This is a genomic window from Bacillus sp. JH7 (assembly GCF_001563515.1).
Taxonomy (GTDB): domain Bacteria; phylum Bacillota; class Bacilli; order Bacillales; family Bacillaceae_G; genus Bacillus_A; species Bacillus_A cereus.
The window spans coordinates 95,729-114,576 of record NZ_LPUS01000031.1 but is presented as its reverse complement, the minus strand read 5'-3'; the positions used below and the strand labels follow the sequence as shown (position 1 = coordinate 114,576).

Genomic DNA, 18,848 nt, shown 5'->3' with positions numbered 1-18,848 from the left:
CAAAAAGGTTCCTACCTCTATCGGTAGGAACCTTTTATTTTAGTGAATGATTTTACTTCCTTTTGCATTCTCAACAAATTTTTCACTTGATTTGTTAATTGGTGTTTTCAGTAATAACGCAGCAACAATCATAACTACTACGAAAGCACTTAACACAAGTAAATCTCGCGTTACGATATCCCAAAGCATTCCACCAACTGTTTCACGAATTGCGCTAATTGCGTATGTGAATGGTAAGAACGGATAAATCGCTTGGAAGAACGCTGGTGTCATTTGGATTGGGAATGTTCCGCCCGATCCTGCTACTTGTAGTACAAGTAAAATAATCGCCATCGATTTCCCAACGTTTCCGAAAATAGAAACGAGTGAGTATACGATACAAACGAAGACTCCACCAATAAATAAACTAAATAACACAAACCAGAACTTATCGACTACGTACGTACCGAGTAAGAATATATCTCCCATCGATACGATAAACGCTTGTGAAAGACCTATCGTTAAGAATGTTAATAAACGTCCGAAGTAAATTTCATGGCTCTTATAATTCGCGCCCTCTTCGTGTACTTCTACCGTTAATAATGAAACCATTAATAATGCGCCTACCCATAATGCAAGCACTGTATAGAATGGTGACATCGCTGAACCGTAGTTCGGCATCGCAAATAATTTATTTTCTTTTAAATTTACTGGATTCGCAAAGTAATCACTTTGCTTTTCAACATCATTTTTCAATAAGCGTATAATGTCTTTTAAATCCTCTTCAGATTCAAAATCACGAATTTTATCTGCTAATTCTTTAATCTTTTTCTCAGTCTCCGGCATTTCAGCTTTAATGTCTACTAATTTCTTTCTACCGTCTACTAAGCCTTTTGATGAATCTTCTAGTAATTTTTTAACATCTGGAAGCTTTTTGTCTGCATCATTTAAAATTTGAGTTGTATTTTTCGACATCTCTTTTGTACGAGCAATTGCTGTATTGAAATTAGGTACAATTTCTGAATCATACGTCGATAATACATCTGTTAATTGAGCTGATCCGCCCTTCGCAGCGTTGTTAATACTTTCAATTACATCTTTTGTAGGTTTCTGGCCATTGTTAAGAAGTGTAATTCCCTTATTCGTTGCCTCTACACCTTTTTGTAAGCTGCTTTTCGCTTTGTTTAATTTTGCGATTCCATTATTAAGGTTTTTATCACTATTTACATCCGCTAAAACCTTATTTGTACTTTCTAGAACTGGAATCATATCATCAATTAAACCGATTCCAGATTGGAATTGACCATTTAAGCTTTTCAAGGCTTCCTTCGAACCTTCTAAACCATTAATACCTTTGTTTTGTACATCCTCTAGTGCTTTTTGGACACTAGATTTAGTACTTTCTAGACCATTTTTCGCTTTATCATAATCAGCTTTTGCATTATCGTATATTTCATTCGCATTAGCTTTCGCTTGATCTACTGTGCTAACTGCTTTTTTATAATCTGCTACAAACGTTTCATTATAATCTTTTTCAGCTTGATCAATTAATGCATTTGCTGCATCTAATTTTTGATTTGCTACATCTGTTACATCTTTCTTTACTTCTTGTCCTGTACCGATAACATTTACAATATCTTTAATACCGTTGTTTGCATTTTCCATACCACTTTTCAGCTTAGTTAGGCGATCCACTCGCCCTTGGAAAAAGCTTTTTCCAAAATCAGTCGTCGCTGAGTTTTGAAGTTCAGTAAATACATTAATAAGATACGAAATACCTTCTGTACGAGCTTGCAATTGATTTGATACTGCATTTAAATCTTTCTTTGCTTGTTCTGAATCAAACTGACCATTTTGCAATCCATTTAAAACACTTTTCCCATAAGCTGTTCCTGCACGTGATGAGCTTAAAACATTATTTACTGTTTGATTAATATTTTGCGCTATACTTTTATATCCGTCATTATTCAACTTAGAAAGGTCCGGTCTTGCAGGGAATTCAGGTAATCCATTCATTCCAGAGAAATCAGGAATATTTAAATCCACACCTGGATTCATTAAAAAGTTAGTAAATACAGCTGCACTATCCATAACGCCTTTTGCTGCTACTAAATCATTTCTTATCGTTCCTGGAGCGTTTTTTAATGTTTGATCTTGTCTTGCAAAGAACTTATCTAAATTCGCCAATGCTTCCTGCCCATCATTTATTACACTCTCTACAACAGGTAAATCTTTCTGCGCTACTTTCACAACATCTTCTGCTCGAGTTGCATCATCTAACGCCTTATCCATAAGTGTATTCATTTCTGGGAACTGCGCTTCTAGCTTAAAGACAAGATCTTTTACTTTTTCGATACTTGGTAAGTTTGTTTCTAAATCGATTCCAAGGTCATTGAAAATTTTAAAAATCTCACCGTTTGCTGTTTTTACAAAGTTTTTACTAATTTCTTCTGTAATACCTGATGCACCTTTTGCTGTAATCTTCGGTGCGATCGCGTTTACTTTTTCATTCACATAGTAATCCAGTTCTGGTTTTTTCGGATTTTCATCCAGAACAGTTGCGATTTTTTCAGAGAAGTCTTTTGGAATCGTAATACTTGCATAATAATCCCCACGCTCAACTCCGTAAATTGCTTGTTTTTCATCTACAAATTTCCAGCCAAGATTTTTGTTTTTCTTAAGGGAGTCTACAATCTCTTTCCCGATATTAATATCTTTCCCTCTTAAATTAGAACCTGCATCTTGGTTAGAAACTGCAATGGGAACCTCTTTTGTATTTCCATATGGATCCCAAGAAGCTTTAATGTTAAACCATGCATATAACGATGGTAAAATCATTAATCCTAAAACAATAACAATTGCAGCCCAATGTTTGGCTACATTCCGTAAATCTGTCTTATAAATACGCCAAATTTGTTTCATAGAAGTTATCACCTAATTATATATTTTTCCTTCTTTAGAAAATGATACATGCATTTTGCAATTATATCACTTTCTACATCGTGTATTAACCAAAAACGTACTATTTTTTCCCATTAACTTTCACTTACTTCATTATATAACGAAGTGAGTCAAAGTATGAATACAAAATGACCAAATCGGTTTTACATTCAATAATAACAAATATATATGAAATGTCATAAAAAATACAAGTATTTTCTCTTGGAAATACTTGTATTCCTAAAAAAAATCCTCACAGCTTTTATTCTCTGTGAGGATTTCTTCTATTATATATCCAATTGAACCTCTACACCGAAATGATCTGAAATTACATTTCTGTTTGTACCATTAAAAATAACTTTTGAAGAATGAACTTTTTTACTTTGGTTACACAATATTAGATCGATTCGCAAATTATGTTTATTTTCATCCCAACCAGCAATCTCACCTTGGACAGTCGTTCCTTCATCCTTCTCTATTGCTAATTCATATGTGTCATACAACCCTTTTTGCATCATATACTCATAACCTTCGCCTTCCAACCGAGCATTGTTATTAAAATCCCCCATTAAGAAGGCGAGCTTATTGCTATCTACACGCTCCATCAAACGATCGACTTGACCTTCGAATGACTCTTCTTCATCATTCCACCAACCGAGATGGCAAGAGTAAAACGTTATATCCTTACCATTATAAGCAATTGTTGCACTTACAATTTTACGCGTTTTCCAATACGTTGTATCCTCGTTCTCTGAAATGAAGAACGTATCTTCTTTTATAATATTATGCTTCGTTATAATCGCTAATCCTTCTTCATACACGTCATAACCAATATGAGAGAAATCCCAAGTAATATTGTAATCTTTTACATGTAGCGCTTTTAACTCTTCTAATAGTAAAAGTCCAAAATTATCTTCTTTCTTGTTACCGCATACATTTTCAGCTTGTATGGACTGACTTACTTCTTGCAATGCGATGACATCGTACTCTTCTTCTTGAATTACTTTAGCAAGGTATTGTATCTTTTCTATTTGATTCTCTTCTTGCCAAGAATGACAGTTTAAAGTTAGCAATTTCATATTATTACGCACCTAACATATCTTGAATGTCTGACTTTAATACGTCAGCTTTCGGACCATATACCGCTTGTACACCTTTATCTTTTACAATAAGTCCTAAAGCACCATTTTGTTTCCACTGTGCTTCTGATGCAACAACATCTAAATCTTTTACTGTTACACGTAAGCGTGTCATACAAGCATCTACGTCAGCAATATTTTCTTTTCCACCTAATAAATCGATAACTTTTGTTGCTAGTGAACCGTCTTGTACATTTCCTGTTCCTTCTGATGCCTCATCTTCATTATCAATATAGTTACCTGCACGCCCTGGTGTTGGTAAATTGAATTTTTTAATTAAGAAATTAAATAGTGTAAAGTTAAGACCGAAGAACACTAATGAAACAATAACAAAGTTGATTAAGTCTCTTGTTAAACCTGCGTTAACCATCATTGGTGTACGAGTAATTAACTCAATAAATCCAAATGCATGAACACGTAAGTTAATTAAATCAGCTAGCGCGAATGCAAGTCCTGTTGTAATAGCATATACAACATATAATACTGGAGCAATAAACATGAACATGAATTCAATTGGTTCTGTTACACCTGTTAAGAATACTGCTAATGCTGCTGATAAAAACATTGGTTTATATTTTGCACGCTTTTCTTTATCCACGTTACGGAACATCGCAAATGCAATCCCCATTAACGCTGCTGTTGAGCCGATAACTTGTCCAGCTTTGAAACGAGCTGGTACAACGTTATTTAATAAATCGTTATATGCCTTCGTATCTCCATTTGCTAGTAAATTATTTAAATCTGTAATCCATGCAAGCCATAATGGATCTTGTCCTGCTACAACTTGTCCAACTTTTGAACCAGTTAACATCGTATATGTTCCGCCTAGCTCTGTATAGTTCATCGGAATCGTTAACATATGGTGTAAACCAAATGGTAATAATAAACGCTCTAACGTTCCATATACAAACGGTGCAACAACTGGTGCGCTATCTTTTGAAGCTGCAATCCAGCGACCAAATTCATTTAACCCACTTTGGATGAATGGCCATAGAAGTGATAATACAATCGCAGTAACTGTAGACCAAAGAATTACAACGAATGGTACAAATCGTTTTCCATTAAAGAATGCTAATGCCTGTGGCAGTTTATTATAGTTATAATATTTGTTATATAAAGTAGCTCCTAAGAAACCTGTGATGATCCCTACGAACACTCCCATGTTTAATGCAGGTGCACCAAGTACAGAAGTAAAGTAATCTTTTACAATTAAATCTCCCGCTATTACTGAAGAAACTTTCGCTTTTGAATCCGCTAACATTTCAGCGTTTACGCCAAATATAGCTCCTGTAATTCGGTTTGTTAAGACGAATGCTAATAGCGCTGCAAATGCACCACCCGCGCGATCTTTCGCCCAAGATCCCCCAATTGCTACTGCGAATAAGATGTGTAGATTTGTAATGATTGCCCAACCGATGTCTTCCATTACGCGAGCGATTGTATGAACTGCGTTAACATCCCCAGCAGACATACCAATTAACTTACCGATGGAAATCATTAAACCAGCTGCTGGCATTACGGCTACAACAACTAATAAAGCTTTCCCGAACTTTTGCCAAAAATCAAAAGACGTAATTTTCATCTGTTCTTCCTCCCCTTTATTTATAACAACATAATGATTTAAATTATAATTTCTGTCCCTTTTATGAAAACGATTCCTCATATCATTTTTCTTTTTACGCAACCGTTTTCATAAATCTATTTTAATAAAAGCGTTTTCACTTTGCAATAGAAATTTATTTTTTTTCATAAAAAAAGATGCTCAAAGAGCATCCTTTTTTATTATGAAATGCGATAAACCCTTGTTTCATAAGGTTTTAAAGCAATTGTTGTTACTTCTTCATGTTCCGCAACTTCATAGTTATTTAAAAGCAAACGTTTGCGTTCTAGTGCAAATGAACCCTCATTATACACAGCTTCCTCTTCTGAGATATTACTAATTACAATGACTTTTTCATCCTGTAACGTACGTGTATATGCATAAATTTGTGGATCGTCTTCTAAAAGTAAATCGTACGTACCATAGTTCAGTACATCGTGCTCTTTTTTCAGGGCAATCATTTTCTTATAGAAATTGAAAATAGACTTTTCTTCATTTTTTTGCTTTTCAACATTAATTTCTTTGTAATTTGGATTCATGCTAAACCAAGGTGTACTTGTTGTGAAACCAGCATTCATCTCATCATTCCACTGCATAGGTGTACGTGAATTATCGCGGCAAGAAGCCCATATAATCTCCATCATATCTTGATGTGGTACGCCCTCTGCAATTTTCTCGCGATATAAATTTTTAATTGCTACATCATCGTAATCTTCAATATTTGGTAACTGAACATTTGTCATACCAATTTCTTGGCCTTGATAAATAAACGGTGTACCGTGCATAAAGAAATACATCGCCCCTAGAGCTGTTGCACTTTCACGCCAATATTGTTTATCATCTCCCCATGTTGAAACGATACGTGGTTTATCGTGATTCTCAATATATAAAGCGTTCCATCCTTTATTTTCTAATCCTTTTTGCCATTTCGTTAATACTTTTTTCAATCCTACAACATCAAGGTCTTTCTTCTTCTCTGCATCCCATAAACTTAAATGTTCAAATTGGAATACCATATTGAACTTACCTTGCTCTTCTCCAACCCATAGCTCAGCATCTTCAATCTTAACACCATTTGCTTCACCAACAGTCATAATATCGTACTTAGAGAATGTATTTTCTTTTAGCTCTTCTAATAAAGGTTGAATACCTTTCACATTCATATGTTTATCAAAAGATGGCACATATTTTAACTCTTTTGGATTTGGCATATCCTTGAGGCCTTCTTCTTTTTTAATATGACTGATCGCATCAACGCGGAAACCATCAATACCTTTATCAAGCCACCAATTAACCGTATCATATAGTACTTCGCGAACTTCTTTATTCTCCCAGTTCAAATCTGGTTGTTTACGTGAGAATAGATGTAAATAATATTGTTCTGTTTCTTCATCATATTCCCATGCCGAACCATTAAAAATACTTTCCCAGTTGTTTGGCTCCGCACCATCTTTACCATCATGCCAAATATACCAATCACGCTTCGGATTATCTTTAGATGAACGTGATTCAATAAACCATGGATGTTCATCACTCGTATGATTAATAACTAAATCAATAATTAGCTTCATATCACGCTTATGAACTTCATCTAGTAAAGCATCAAAGTCTGCCATTGTACCAAACTCATCCATAATATCTTGATAATCACTAATATCATAACCATTATCATCATTAGGCGATTTATACATTGGACAAATCCAAATTACATCTATACCTAAATCTTTTAAATAATCCAGTTTTGCAATAATACCTTGTAAATCTCCAATACCATCACCATTTGAATCCATAAAGCTTCGTGGATAAATTTGATAAGCAACCGCTTCTTTCCACCATGTCTTATTCATAGTCATTCTCTCCTTTTGCATCCCATCGGAATTTTATGCAAACGTTTTCGTAACACTATCATAACAAAATATGAACAGTTTGCAACTGTTTTCATTGAACTCTATGTAGATTCTTTATTCTTATGCTTTATTTATTTCTCACAAAGGTAAATCTCATTCTTCACCTCTTCTTGAAACTGGTAGCCCCTCTCTCTTTATAGAAGAAGTTCCTTATATAAAGGCTGTTGAACTTTTTAATGGCGGTAACATCCCTGAAAATTTCAAGCGCTCTGGTTCCTATGTCTATAAACCTATTCCCCTTAAAGGCATTCAAATCATGCAATACTTTCTTTCTCATGCACCAAATAAAGATGCTAGTATTTGGCATCAATCGCCCATAGGTGCTGTTGAAAATATTTCGCCGAATGAAACGGCTTATTTTCATCGTAAAGCAATTATTGCTCAAGAATACATTACCTCTTGGAAATGCGATGATGAAGAAAATCGAAATATACGCTGGGTTAAAGGTTTACGAGAAAACTTAGATCCTTATACATTAGGTGACTATGTGAACTGGCCCGATATCGACATTAAAAATTGGCAAACTAGTTATTATGGCTCTAACTTTCACAGATTACGTAAAGTAAAAATCATGTATGATCCTTGTGATGTTTTTCATTTCCAACAAAGTATCCCTCCTTTTCATACGTGAAAAAAGGGGATAACATAAAAAAATCACCCAATATACCGTTACCTCGCAGTATGTTGGATGATTCAAGTTGATTTTCTATATCGTTTCAAATTCTTGCTCCTACTCATAAACTTTTACTTACAGATTAATTGTATTTCGTATCATTTTCATGCAATGAATGTAATTTAATATTTGGTACTTTATCTTTTTCAATACCTCTATTATAAGAAACAGGAACTTGAAATTCGAATTGCTTTGTCTCATGTTTTTGTAAATAGACTGGTTTCGGTACTGGATAGCTTTTTGAATTCTCGTTTGCATTATCGTATAAAACAACTTTTAATGCTTGTGAATGATTACGATAATTTTTTAAAGTAACAATGCACTTCGGTTGGATATTCTCTCCATTTTTCTCCATTCTACACTGGCTATCATCTTTTTTATATTCTATTGCTTCTACGCCTGTTTTTCCTGCATAGTACCATGTTTTATTCAATGTCTGGAGGATGTTATTTAAAATAAACGGCATCATTAAAATTAAAATACTAATGCCTACTACTTTTATCTTATTCGTTTTTCTAAATGTACTAGACTCCTTTTTTCCTAGCCATTTTAAAAATAATATAAATGCAATTACATGTAGTATGAAAGAAACAATCAATATATTTGAGACTTTATAATCCTTATAGACATACGTATGTATCGGAACCTTATAGACATTGAATAATTTTTCCCCAATTAATTCATTATCATTTGGAATTTTTAATAATAACAAAACCCCTATACTGTAACAAATAGCTACTAATCGATCATACTCAATACGAATCATTCTTTCTCCCCTTCACTTTGTATTTTATTATCGATTTTAGCTATTATTACCATACTATACAATCTTTTTATAGAGGATAACGTAAAAAAGTTCCTTATAAATATATAAAGAACCTTATTAATATACACTATGAATTAAAAAATCAATATACAATTTTCACATTGAAATTTCTTCAAAATATGTTGGATCATGTATTGTAATTTTTTTATCTAAAATTGTAACAATGCTATCATTTTTTAATTGTTTTAATACGCTGCTAACTGTCTCTCGAGATGTTCCAGATATTTTGGATATTTCAATTGTTGTAAGTGGACATGAAATTACAATCTTTTCTCCACTCTGTTCTCCTAAATCCTGCATTAAATAATTTAACGTTTGGATAACACGATCTTGTGCATTAGGAATTGTAATATTTTGCACTCGATTTTCGTTCAATTTTAATATAGATGATAATTGCTGAACAACGTACATCAATTGCGTTCTGCTGGATTTTACCATATCTTCAAAGATTACCGTTGGAATATAATATACCTCCACATCCGTCATTGCTTCTGCTGTATAGTTATATCCTCTGTCTGTAAACATGCCACCATAAGGAAAAATAGAATATCGCTTTACATAGTCATCGTATAATAAGTTCCCATTTTGATTAACCCGCTCTAACTTTACAAAACCATCTAACATGAAGTAGATTCTTTCCCTTGAATCTCCTTCTAAAAATAAAAATTGACCTTTTTTATAAGTTCGCCAATAAACAAACTCTGTTAAGCCTTTCAATTTTTTTTCTGTTAAATGAGCAAATAATTCGAACTGCTTTAAGTCCTTAACTACGTTCCGTCTATTCATAAAATTCCCTCTCTCTTGCTGTATGTTGGAGCGAAAAATCAAGAAAGCGTATTCAATTTGAATTTTATCATAATTAACTTACATATTCAGATTTCATCATGAAAACTTTATGAACAATGAGTACAAAAAATATTAATAAATAAAAAGAATGAAGTTACTAACTCCATTCTTTTTTACTACTAAGTAGCTTACATAAGAATTTAAACATATATGCATACATTCTGTTTTGAAATAATAGTACCAGCTTTTTCTTCTAGTGCTTCATATACTTTTTCTAAAGACGTAATAATTGTTTTTCTTTTTGGATTTGTATTAACAAAATTAATAGCAGCTTCAATTTTTGGAAGCATGCTTCCCGCAGCGAATTGTTGTTCTTCAATATATTCTTCTAATTGATTCACTGTGACATGCTCTAATTTTTTTTGATTCGGTTGATTATAATTTACATACACATGATCAACTGCAGTTAAAATAACGAGCGTATCGGCATCTACTAATTCTGCTAATTTCTGTGCAGCGAAATCTTTATCGATAACCGCTTCAGTTCCTTTTAACCCTTCTTCGGAATCAATTACTGGAATTCCACCTCCGCCAACAGCTATCACTATATTTCCATCTTCGACCAAAGAATTAATCACTTTATGTTCATGAATACTTACAGGCTTCGGTGATGGAACAACACGTCTCCATCCTCTACCAGCATCTTCTTTAAACACTGCTTTTGTTTCATCCATTAATCTTCTGGCCTCTTCTTCTGTATAAAAAGGACCGATTGGTTTAGTTGGATTTTTAAATGCCTCATCTTTTTTATCCACAACAACGCGTGTTATAACCGTTGCTACGTCTTTTTTTATATTCCGTTTTTTCAATGCCTTTTCAATCGCATTTTCCATCCAATATCCAATCATTCCTTGGCTCATTGCCCCACAAGTATCTAATGGCATTGCAGGTGTCTTTTCCGTTTCTGCAGCTTTTTGCTGTAATAAAATATTCCCCACTTGTGGGCCATTTCCATGCGCAATTACTATATCCACATCATTTTCCATTATTTTCACAAGTTGTTCTGCCGTTTTTTCCAACGCTTCTTGCTGCGCTCCCGCAGTAGCTTCTCCAGACTGTATCGCATTTCCCCCTAGTGCAACTACAATTTTTCTTCGTGCCATATTCCAGCCCTCCAGTTGATTTCGCTTTCACAGCGCTTTATAAAGTAATACTGCCTGTAATTAATCCATAAATCGCAAAGAATGCTAAAGCACCAATTGCTACGGATGATGCTAATTCCACTCGAGTAAATATTTGCTTCGAACTCTTTTGCTTTTGAACATTGTAAAAAATAAAAATACCTGGCGCATATAAAGTCATTGTTAATAATAAATATTCTAAACCAGCTGCATAAACTAGCCACACGCCATAAATACTGGCTATCAAGCCAATTATTATATTTTTATTTCGATCTGCTTCTTCAGACTTTAAGCTATGCTTCAGTTGATAAAACGCTGAAAAAGCATATGGGATTAAAATAGCTGAAGATGCTAAAGAGAATGCAAAGTTATACGCCTGATCAGAAACGACGAATGTTAACAAGAACATTTGTATTAAACCATTTGTTATCCATAATGAATTTACTGGAGCCTTATTTTTATTTTCTTTTGCAAACCATTTTGGAAATACTCCATCTTTAGCCGCTAAATATGGAATTTCAGAAGCGAGCAAAGTCCAACCTAACCAAGCACCTAATACAGAGATGACCAAACCTAAATTAATAAAAATAGCACCCCATTTTCCAACAACACTTTCAAATAAATAAGCCATAGCCGGATTTTTCAAACCTGCAATATCTGCTTGCTGCATAAGTCCAAGAGACAATAATGTGATTAAAATGTAAATGATGAGTGTACCAATTAAGCCAATAACGGTTGCTTTCCCTACATCACTTCTATTTTTTGCTCGACTGGATAAAACAACAGCTCCTTCTACCCCAATAAATACCCATAAAGTTACAAGCATTGTACTTTTAACTTGACTGCCAACTGCTCCCCATGAAAAGGAACCAGTTTGCCCCCAAAATCCATCTAAGAACGTATCAATATGAAACGCAAAGATTCCTATGACAATAAATACAAATACAGGTACTAATTTTGCAATTGTAGTTACTAAATTCACAAGTGCTGCTGATTGAACTCCACGTAAAATTAACATGTGAACACACCATAATAATACGCTTGCACCAATAATGGACGCTACATTTTGCCCGCCTTCAAAGATTGGGAAGAAATATCCTAATGAAGAAAACAATAATGTACCGTAAGCTACATTCCCAAGCCAAGCAGATAGCCAGTATCCCCACGCACTATTAAACCCCATAAAATTACCAAACCCTGCTTTTGCATAGCTAAAAATACCACCATCTAAATCTGGCCGTTTTACAGTTAGATTTTGAAAAGATAATCCAAGTGCAATCATCCCAATTCCTGTTATAACCCAGCCAATAATAATGGCTCCAGCACCAGCACCTTTTGCCATATCACTCGCTAAATTAAAGGCTCCACCGCCAATCATAGACCCAACTACAAGAGCCGTTAGTGTAAACAACCCTAATTTCTTATCTTCACCCATTCCACTCACCTCTCTTAAATTGCAATAACAATACAAAAGCAATAGTGAATGATCGTGTCTAAAGGAGGAGAAAGAAGAAAGGAAGACTCCCTTTCTTCTTTACTCCATGTTTCCTAAAGTAGCTGCCATAACCGCTTTAATTGTATGCATTCTATTTTCAGCTTGATCAAATACTTTTGAATGTTTACTGCGGAATACTTCGTCAGTTACCTCCATTTCTTTCAATCCATATTTCTCATAAACTTCTTCGCCATACATCGTTTCAACATCATGAAATGCAGGTAAACAATGTAAGAAAATCACGTTTTCATTCCATGTTGCTTTAATCATTTTCATATTTACTTGATAAGGTTTCAATAACTCGACACGTTCAGCAAATTTTTCTTCTTCCCCCATAGACACCCATACATCTGTATAAATTACATCTGCATTCGCAACAGCTTCTTCCACATTACTTGTTATCATTACCTGTTCATTATATTTTTTTGCTAAATCAATTACTTCTTGTGCAGGCCATAAAGATTCCGGTGTACAAATACATACATCCATTCCAACGATTGCTCCACCAACTAGTAAGCTATTAGCAACATTATTTCGTCCATCGCCAACGTAAACGAGCTTCACATTTTTCAATTTCCCTATATGTTCTCTAATTGTTAATAAATCTGCTAGTGTTTGTGTTGGATGCCACATATCTGTTAATCCATTCCAAACCGGTACACCAGAATTTTGTGCTAAAGATTCTACGGTTTCATGATTAAATCCACGAAACTCAATTCCGTCAAACATACGCCCTAACACTTTTGCTGTATCCTCTACAGATTCTTTTTTCCCAAGTTGAATATCACCTTTCCCTAAATATTCAGGATTTGCTCCTAAATCTGTACATGCTACTGTAAATGCACAACGCGTACGAGTAGAAGTTTTTTCAAATAAAAGCGCTACATTTTTACCTTCTAAATAATGATGCGGAATACCATTTTTCTTTTTCTCTTTTAATTCTGCTGCCAAATCTAGAAAATATAATAATTCTTCTTGTGTAAAATCTTTTTCTGCTAGAAAGCTTCTTCCTTTTAAATTTGGTCTAGTCATTAACATAATTCATCCCTACTTTCTCCGTTATTTATACTAAATATCTTTACGAACAATTGGCATACTCATGCAACGTGGACCCCCACGACCACGAGATAATTCCGAACTTAGCACCTCAATCACTTCTATACCGTGTTCCCGTAATAACGTATTAGATACATAGTTGCGATCATATGTAACAACTACACCTGGCGCGATTGCTAATGTGTTCGAGCCATCATTCCATTGTTCACGAGCAGAAGCAATTACATCTCCTCCTCCACATGGAATAAGAACTAATTCACTTAAGCCTAATACCTCTTTTAATGCTTCCATTAAAGAAGTACGATGTGTAATTTTAAGAGTTTCCTCATCTGATCCTTTTTCTAAAATATAAATATTCATATTCCCTTTTGGCCCTTGAATGGCTGGGTGAATTGTAAACTTGTCATAATCAACCATTGTAAATACTGTATCTAAATGCATAAATGCTCGACATTTTGGAATTTCTATTGCTAACACTTTCTTAATTTTATTTTGTCGGCTAAAGAGATTTTTAGCTAAACGTTCAATTGCTTTAGCTGAAGTACGAGCAGATACTCCAATCGCAATTGTTTCTTCATTTAAAATTAGCTCGTCGCCACCTTCAATTGGAAATTTATAATCACGATCTAACCAGATTGGTACATTATGTTTTGCAAATCTTGGATGATATTTAATGATGTACTCCATGAATAATGATTCACGTCTACGCGCTGGTTCTCTCATCTTATTTATCGTTAAGCCATCGCCCACGCTAGCTGCTGGATCACGAGTAAAATATAAATTAGGCATTGGATCTAAGTAAAACGGATAGTGATCTTCCATTAATTCATATAAATGTGTCTTCTTACTTGTTTCAATTTCGTTTTTCCGTACACCGCCCATAATTTTTTGAATTAATTCTTCATTTGAAAAGGAAAGTAAATATTCTTTTAAAGTTTGATGTGCAACATTTACGTCGGCCTGTCCTTCTTTTAAAATACGATCAACAAATTCTTCTCGAAGTTTTTTATCTACTAACGCCTCAGCGGCTAGTTTTTCTAAATAAAGAACTTCAACACCCCGATTGCGTAACGTTTGTGCAAAATAATCATGCTCTTTTTGAATAATTGGTAAGTATGGAATATCGTCAAATAATAATTGCTGCAAATAATCTGGCGTCAAGTTTTCCACTTCTTTACCCGGTCGTTTTAATAAAACCGTTTGTAATTCCCCAATTTCTGAAGTAACATGTATCGGATGTTTCATTTGTTGTACCTCCTTTTAAATATGTTTGATGTCTTACAAGTACATAATAAATGCTCTGCACTTTCATCTTTGTGAAAGTATCCACATTATCATTGTGAAATATTAAACAAGTTATTTTTTTAAAATCATACGAATATGTATTTTTATAACAAACTATCTCGCTTTCTCAATAAAAAATACATATATTACGCATATATGTTGAATATTTAACTTCCGTATTTAAACAAAAATCCTGTTTTTAATTTTATTAAAAACAGGATTTTTGCATCTAAATAATTAAATTTAATCTTTCTTCTATAATCTCCCTATCTGATTTCGACTGTGAAATTATAAGGCATGTATCATTTCCACATATACATCCTATTTTTTCTTTCCAATCTAACTCATCAAATAAAACACCAATAACATGTGCATTACCAGGTAATGTTTTAATAACCATTAATTGATCTACACAATCAATTTTCACAACAACTTCTCGTAATTTTTTCTTTAACTTTATATCAGTTTGTACATGCTCTTCTGAGAAAACTTTATATATCATTAATCCTTCTTGAGAAGGTACCTTCGTTAAGTTTAACTCACGAATATCGCGAGAAACCGTAGCTTGTGTTACTAATACATCTTTTTTTGCTAACAATTCTACTAATCTTTCTTGCTTATCTATTTCATACTCCTTTACAAATTGTTTAATTAACCGTTGTCTTTTTTCTTTTTTCATAAAAGACACCCCTTTTAATATTATAGCTCGCTATAATTTTCATCCGAAAGGGACAGAAAAGAATGTTGCGGAAACGTTCATAGTTTAACTGTAAATATTAAATCAAGCTAAATAAAAAAGAGAAGAACAGCATTCTGTTCTTCCTTTTACATTGAAAATCGTTCAATTGTTTGTTTCAAATCAGTTGCTTGTTTCTCTAAATCCTTTAATAATTGATCGATTACTATCATATTTTTAGACTGTTGTAGCGTCACACGCGCCACTTCTTGCGAACCAGCTGACGTTTCTTCAGCAATTGCTGCTACAGCTTTTGTTTGTGCTCCTGTTTGATGAATGTGGCTCACTTGTTCATTCATATAACTACTAATTTGCTGAGTTGCATCGGCTACTTCCATAACACTTGATGACATTTCTTTTAAAATTAATTCCGTAGCTTCCCCACGTTTCGCCTCTTCTTTAGCTATTTTCACTTGTTCTGTCATTTTCATTGCAACTTGTTGTACTTCATCTTGCATATTCCGTAATAACTGCGATATGTTTCTTGCAGAATGATCACTTTCATCAGCAAGTTTACGTACTTCTTCCGCAACAACCGCAAAGCCTCTTCCATGCTCTCCTGCGCGAGCTGCCTCAATAGAAGCATTTAGTGCTAATAAATTCGTTTGGCTAGCAATCGCACTCACAACAGACACAATATGTTCTACTTGTTTCATTCGTTCTTCTAACTTCTGTACATTTTGCATTGAATCTTCATTTTCTTTTGCCAATGTTTGAATACCTTGAATTAAAGACGTAAAGACACGAGTACTATGCCCTAAAGCTTCAACCATTTCTGAAGACAATGTATCAGACTGCTTCGCTTTTTCTTCTACTTCACTTGCAATAGAAGTCGTTGTATCAACAGCAGAAACAATTGCTTGAATTGATGCCGCTGATTGCTCAGCACCTGAAGAAATCTCTGCAAGTGTCTCAGATACACCTTGCGCTTGTCTCGTTGCTTCGCCTGTTTGTTTTCTAATCTGCTGTACTTGATTATTTGTATACGAAAATGTTGTATCAATATTTTTTACCATGCCCCTTAAGTTTCCTAACATCATATTAAATGCAACACTTAAAGATTTAATTTCATCATCTGTCTTCGGTAATGGAACATCTTCACGAATATCACCCTCAGCTGCTTTTCTTGCCGCCTCTTCTAACTTGCGAAGCGGTTTAATTAAAAATACGGCTGCTCCATATGCTAAAATTCCAGACCATACTACCCCTAATAACATAACGATAATATTATATACAGTTTGACTTACATAACTTTGAAAATAATCGTATATCACGTAAATAAAAAAGATACTTGTTGAATATGTAATGAAAGCTAAAACTGTAGTGAATAGCATAAGTTGTGTACGTAATCCAAAAGAAAATGTTTTCCTTTCTTTTTCCATCTTCCTTTTCCCCCTTTTTATAAGCAATATAAATACTACCTATATATTATTATCCATATTTTCATTATAGAAGGATATAGAGATTTTAAAAATATTATTTCTTTGAATATCAAATTGCACGAAAAAAATAAAGGATTCTGACAATTTATGACTAATAACAGAAATAAGGGGCAACATTTGTAAAATATATTTTTAACTGGGGGTTTTGTATGATTCAAGTTCGAAATCTAGTAAAATCATTCGGTTCACTTGATGTGTTAAAAGGAATTGATTTAGAAGTAAAAGAAAAAGAAGTTGTTGTTTTAATTGGTGCCAGTGGTTCTGGTAAAAGTACATTACTTCGCTGTCTTAACTTTTTAGAAATGTACGATGAAGGCGAAATTCACTTACAAGGTGAGCGAATTGATCCAAAGCATTCAAATTTAAATAAAGTCCGTGAAAATGTCGGTATGGTTTTTCAACACTTTAACCTCTTTCCTCATATGACCTCACTAGAAAACATCATAGAAGCACCTATTCACGTAAAAAAATTAGAGAAAGCAAATGCAAAGGATATTGGAACTCAACTTCTCCAAAAAGTCGGCCTTCAAGATAAAGCGGATGTAACTCCTCATCTTCTTTCAGGTGGTCAAAAACAGCGCATTGCCATTGCACGAGCTCTTGCAATGAGCCCTAAGATTATGCTATTTGATGAGCCTACCTCAGCTTTAGACCCTGAACTTGTTGGAGAAGTATTGCAAGTTATGAAAGAACTTGCTGAAGAAGGGATGACAATGGTTATTGTTACTCATGAAATGAATTTTGCAAGAGATGTAGCTGATCGCGTCATCTTTATGGATGATGGAAAGATTGTAGAAGATGCTCCGCCAGCACAATTCTTTTCAGCTCCATCACATGAACGGGCAAAACAATTTTTACGCAACGTTTTATAATGTAACTTTTGTTTCGAACGAAAAACAATACATTCATACGGTGCACAACTAATCATCCAAATAAAATATTTCAATAACATACTAAAAAACCATCCGTATGATCAATATATAGGAGGGGTTTTATGAAAAGAAAACTATTAACCATTGTTGCTAGCATTACACTATGTACATCTTTCATACTAGGAGCTTGTAGCAAAGAAAGCTCTACTACTTCAACAAATGGTGAAAAAGAATTTCGCTATGCGATGAGTGGATTATACAAACCTTTTAACTATAAAGAAAATGACGGCAAACTTGTCGGTTTTGATGTAGAAATCGGTGAAGCTCTTGCTAAAAAGATGAACATGAAGGCTACGCCAGTTACAAACCCATGGGAAACGCTGATTCAAGGTCTTCAAGCGAAGAAATATGATGTAATACTGGGTAGTATGGCAATTACAGAGGAGCGCTTAAAAGCTGTTAGTTTCTCAAATCCGTACTATCGCTCTGGCGCCCAAATTTTTGTAGCTAAAAAGAATAACGCTATCTCTTCTCCAGAAGATTTAAAAGGTAAGAAAATTGGTGTTGTAAAAGCTAGTACCTTTAAAAATCTTGTTGCAAAATATACAGATCAAATCACTGAATATGACAGCGATATTACTGCTCTTATGGATTTAGAGCCTGGGCGTGTTGACGCAGTAATTACGGATCAAATGGTTGGTCTACGTATGATAAAAGAAGGAAAATCAAATATAAAAGAAGCCGGAAAACCATTAAATCTTGATGAAATGGGAATTGCTATTCGCAAAGATGATAAAGAAATGGTTGAGAAAGTAAATAAAGCGTTAGATGAAATCATTAAAGATGGTACGTATGAAAAGATCAGTAAAAAATGGTTCGGGCGTAATATTCTCGGTGAAGAGGAAAAAACGAAGTAAGTTAGCCATTCAAAA

Annotated in this window: 14 protein-coding genes and 1 pseudogene; 3 read left to right on the top strand and 12 right to left on the bottom strand. The window is 34.1% G+C overall.

Annotated elements, in window-relative coordinates; all coding sequences use genetic code 11:
• Positions 1-39 precede the first annotated feature (39 nt).
• The 4 genes from AU379_RS25470 to AU379_RS25455 form a co-directional block, all read right to left on the bottom strand.
• Positions 40-2,901 carry a YhgE/Pip domain-containing protein gene (locus tag AU379_RS25470; RefSeq protein ID WP_061140015.1) on the bottom strand — a complete coding sequence of 954 codons (2,862 nt, stop codon included), beginning with the start codon at positions 2,899-2,901 and terminating at the stop codon, positions 40-42.
• Positions 2,902-3,206: 305 nt separating this feature from the next.
• Positions 3,207-3,998 (bottom strand): endonuclease/exonuclease/phosphatase family protein, encoded by a 792-nt coding sequence (locus AU379_RS25465; protein ID WP_000771985.1) that lies wholly within the window; start codon positions 3,996-3,998, stop codon positions 3,207-3,209.
• 4 nt (positions 3,999-4,002) lie between these two features.
• Positions 4,003-5,640 carry a PTS transporter subunit IIBC gene (locus tag AU379_RS25460; RefSeq protein ID WP_030022712.1) on the bottom strand — a complete coding sequence of 546 codons (1,638 nt, stop codon included), beginning with the start codon at positions 5,638-5,640 and terminating at the stop codon, positions 4,003-4,005.
• A 200-nt stretch (positions 5,641-5,840) separates the two neighbouring features.
• A complete protein-coding gene (locus AU379_RS25455; RefSeq protein WP_030022710.1) occupies positions 5,841-7,505 on the bottom strand; it encodes an alpha-glucosidase in 1,665 nt (554 codons plus the stop codon).
• A gap of 154 nt (positions 7,506-7,659) precedes the next feature.
• Between AU379_RS25455 and AU379_RS25450 the strand changes: the two are divergent.
• Positions 7,660-8,196, top strand: a pseudogene (locus AU379_RS25450) (BBE domain-containing protein); the annotation flags it as partial.
• A gap of 124 nt (positions 8,197-8,320) precedes the next feature.
• On the opposite strand, the gene AU379_RS25445 reads toward AU379_RS25450, so the two are convergent.
• From AU379_RS25445 to AU379_RS25410, 8 genes are all read right to left on the bottom strand, one after another.
• Positions 8,321-9,004, bottom strand: a complete 684-nt coding sequence (locus tag AU379_RS25445; protein ID WP_061140014.1) for a hypothetical protein — start codon at positions 9,002-9,004, stop codon at positions 8,321-8,323.
• 156 nt (positions 9,005-9,160) lie between these two features.
• The gene (locus AU379_RS25440; RefSeq protein WP_001081905.1) at positions 9,161-9,850 is read right to left on the bottom strand and encodes a Crp/Fnr family transcriptional regulator; all 690 of its coding nucleotides are present in this window, start codon (positions 9,848-9,850) and stop codon (positions 9,161-9,163) included.
• 200 nt (positions 9,851-10,050) lie between these two features.
• Entirely contained in the window at positions 10,051-11,013 is a 963-nt protein-coding gene (gene arcC, locus AU379_RS25435; protein WP_000113947.1) for a carbamate kinase, read from the bottom strand.
• A gap of 37 nt (positions 11,014-11,050) precedes the next feature.
• Positions 11,051-12,466: an arginine-ornithine antiporter gene (gene arcD, locus AU379_RS25430; protein WP_000503399.1), complete on the bottom strand. Its 1,416-nt coding sequence runs from the start codon at positions 12,464-12,466 to the stop codon at positions 11,051-11,053.
• Positions 12,467-12,565: 99 nt separating this feature from the next.
• Positions 12,566-13,564, bottom strand: coding sequence for an ornithine carbamoyltransferase (argF, locus tag AU379_RS25425; RefSeq protein WP_061140013.1), 999 nt, complete (start codon positions 13,562-13,564; stop codon positions 12,566-12,568).
• Between the two features lie 30 nt (positions 13,565-13,594).
• Entirely contained in the window at positions 13,595-14,827 is a 1,233-nt protein-coding gene (gene arcA, locus AU379_RS25420) for an arginine deiminase (RefSeq protein WP_000682331.1), read from the bottom strand.
• A gap of 268 nt (positions 14,828-15,095) precedes the next feature.
• Positions 15,096-15,545, bottom strand: coding sequence for an arginine repressor (gene argR, locus AU379_RS25415; RefSeq protein WP_000711827.1), 450 nt, complete (start codon positions 15,543-15,545; stop codon positions 15,096-15,098).
• A 146-nt stretch (positions 15,546-15,691) separates the two neighbouring features.
• Positions 15,692-16,984: a methyl-accepting chemotaxis protein gene (locus AU379_RS25410; RefSeq protein ID WP_000410233.1), complete on the bottom strand. Its 1,293-nt coding sequence runs from the start codon at positions 16,982-16,984 to the stop codon at positions 15,692-15,694.
• 209 nt (positions 16,985-17,193) lie between these two features.
• Between AU379_RS25410 and AU379_RS25405 the strand changes: the two genes are divergently transcribed.
• The gene (locus tag AU379_RS25405; protein WP_000616925.1) at positions 17,194-17,916 is read left to right on the top strand and encodes an amino acid ABC transporter ATP-binding protein; all 723 of its coding nucleotides are present in this window, start codon (positions 17,194-17,196) and stop codon (positions 17,914-17,916) included.
• A gap of 122 nt (positions 17,917-18,038) precedes the next feature.
• Positions 18,039-18,833, top strand: coding sequence for an ABC transporter substrate-binding protein (locus AU379_RS25400; RefSeq protein ID WP_000823768.1), 795 nt, complete (start codon positions 18,039-18,041; stop codon positions 18,831-18,833).
• Positions 18,834-18,848 lie beyond the last annotated feature (15 nt).

Bases quoted from the DNA above. Each gene is read 5' to 3' on its own strand.
- AU379_RS25470 (WP_061140015.1), bottom strand. From the start codon at position 2,901: ATGAAACAAATTTGGCGTATTTATAAGACAGATTTACGGAATGTAGCC.
- AU379_RS25465 (WP_000771985.1), bottom strand. From the start codon at position 3,998: ATGAAATTGCTAACTTTAAACTGTCATTCTTGGCAAGAAGAGAATCAA.
- AU379_RS25460 (WP_030022712.1), bottom strand. From the start codon at position 5,640: ATGAAAATTACGTCTTTTGATTTTTGGCAAAAGTTCGGGAAAGCTTTA.
- AU379_RS25455 (WP_030022710.1), bottom strand. From the start codon at position 7,505: ATGAATAAGACATGGTGGAAAGAAGCGGTTGCTTATCAAATTTATCCA.
- AU379_RS25445 (WP_061140014.1), bottom strand. From the start codon at position 9,004: ATGATTCGTATTGAGTATGATCGATTAGTAGCTATTTGTTACAGTATA.
- AU379_RS25440 (WP_001081905.1), bottom strand. From the start codon at position 9,850: ATGAATAGACGGAACGTAGTTAAGGACTTAAAGCAGTTCGAATTATTT.
- arcC (WP_000113947.1), bottom strand. From the start codon at position 11,013: ATGGCACGAAGAAAAATTGTAGTTGCACTAGGGGGAAATGCGATACAG.
- arcD (WP_000503399.1), bottom strand. From the start codon at position 12,466: ATGGGTGAAGATAAGAAATTAGGGTTGTTTACACTAACGGCTCTTGTA.
- argF (WP_061140013.1), bottom strand. From the start codon at position 13,564: ATGTTAATGACTAGACCAAATTTAAAAGGAAGAAGCTTTCTAGCAGAA.
- arcA (WP_000682331.1), bottom strand. From the start codon at position 14,827: ATGAAACATCCGATACATGTTACTTCAGAAATTGGGGAATTACAAACG.
- argR (WP_000711827.1), bottom strand. From the start codon at position 15,545: ATGAAAAAAGAAAAAAGACAACGGTTAATTAAACAATTTGTAAAGGAG.
- AU379_RS25410 (WP_000410233.1), bottom strand. From the start codon at position 16,984: ATGGAAAAAGAAAGGAAAACATTTTCTTTTGGATTACGTACACAACTT.
- AU379_RS25405 (WP_000616925.1), top strand. From the start codon at position 17,194: ATGATTCAAGTTCGAAATCTAGTAAAATCATTCGGTTCACTTGATGTG.
- AU379_RS25400 (WP_000823768.1), top strand. From the start codon at position 18,039: ATGAAAAGAAAACTATTAACCATTGTTGCTAGCATTACACTATGTACA.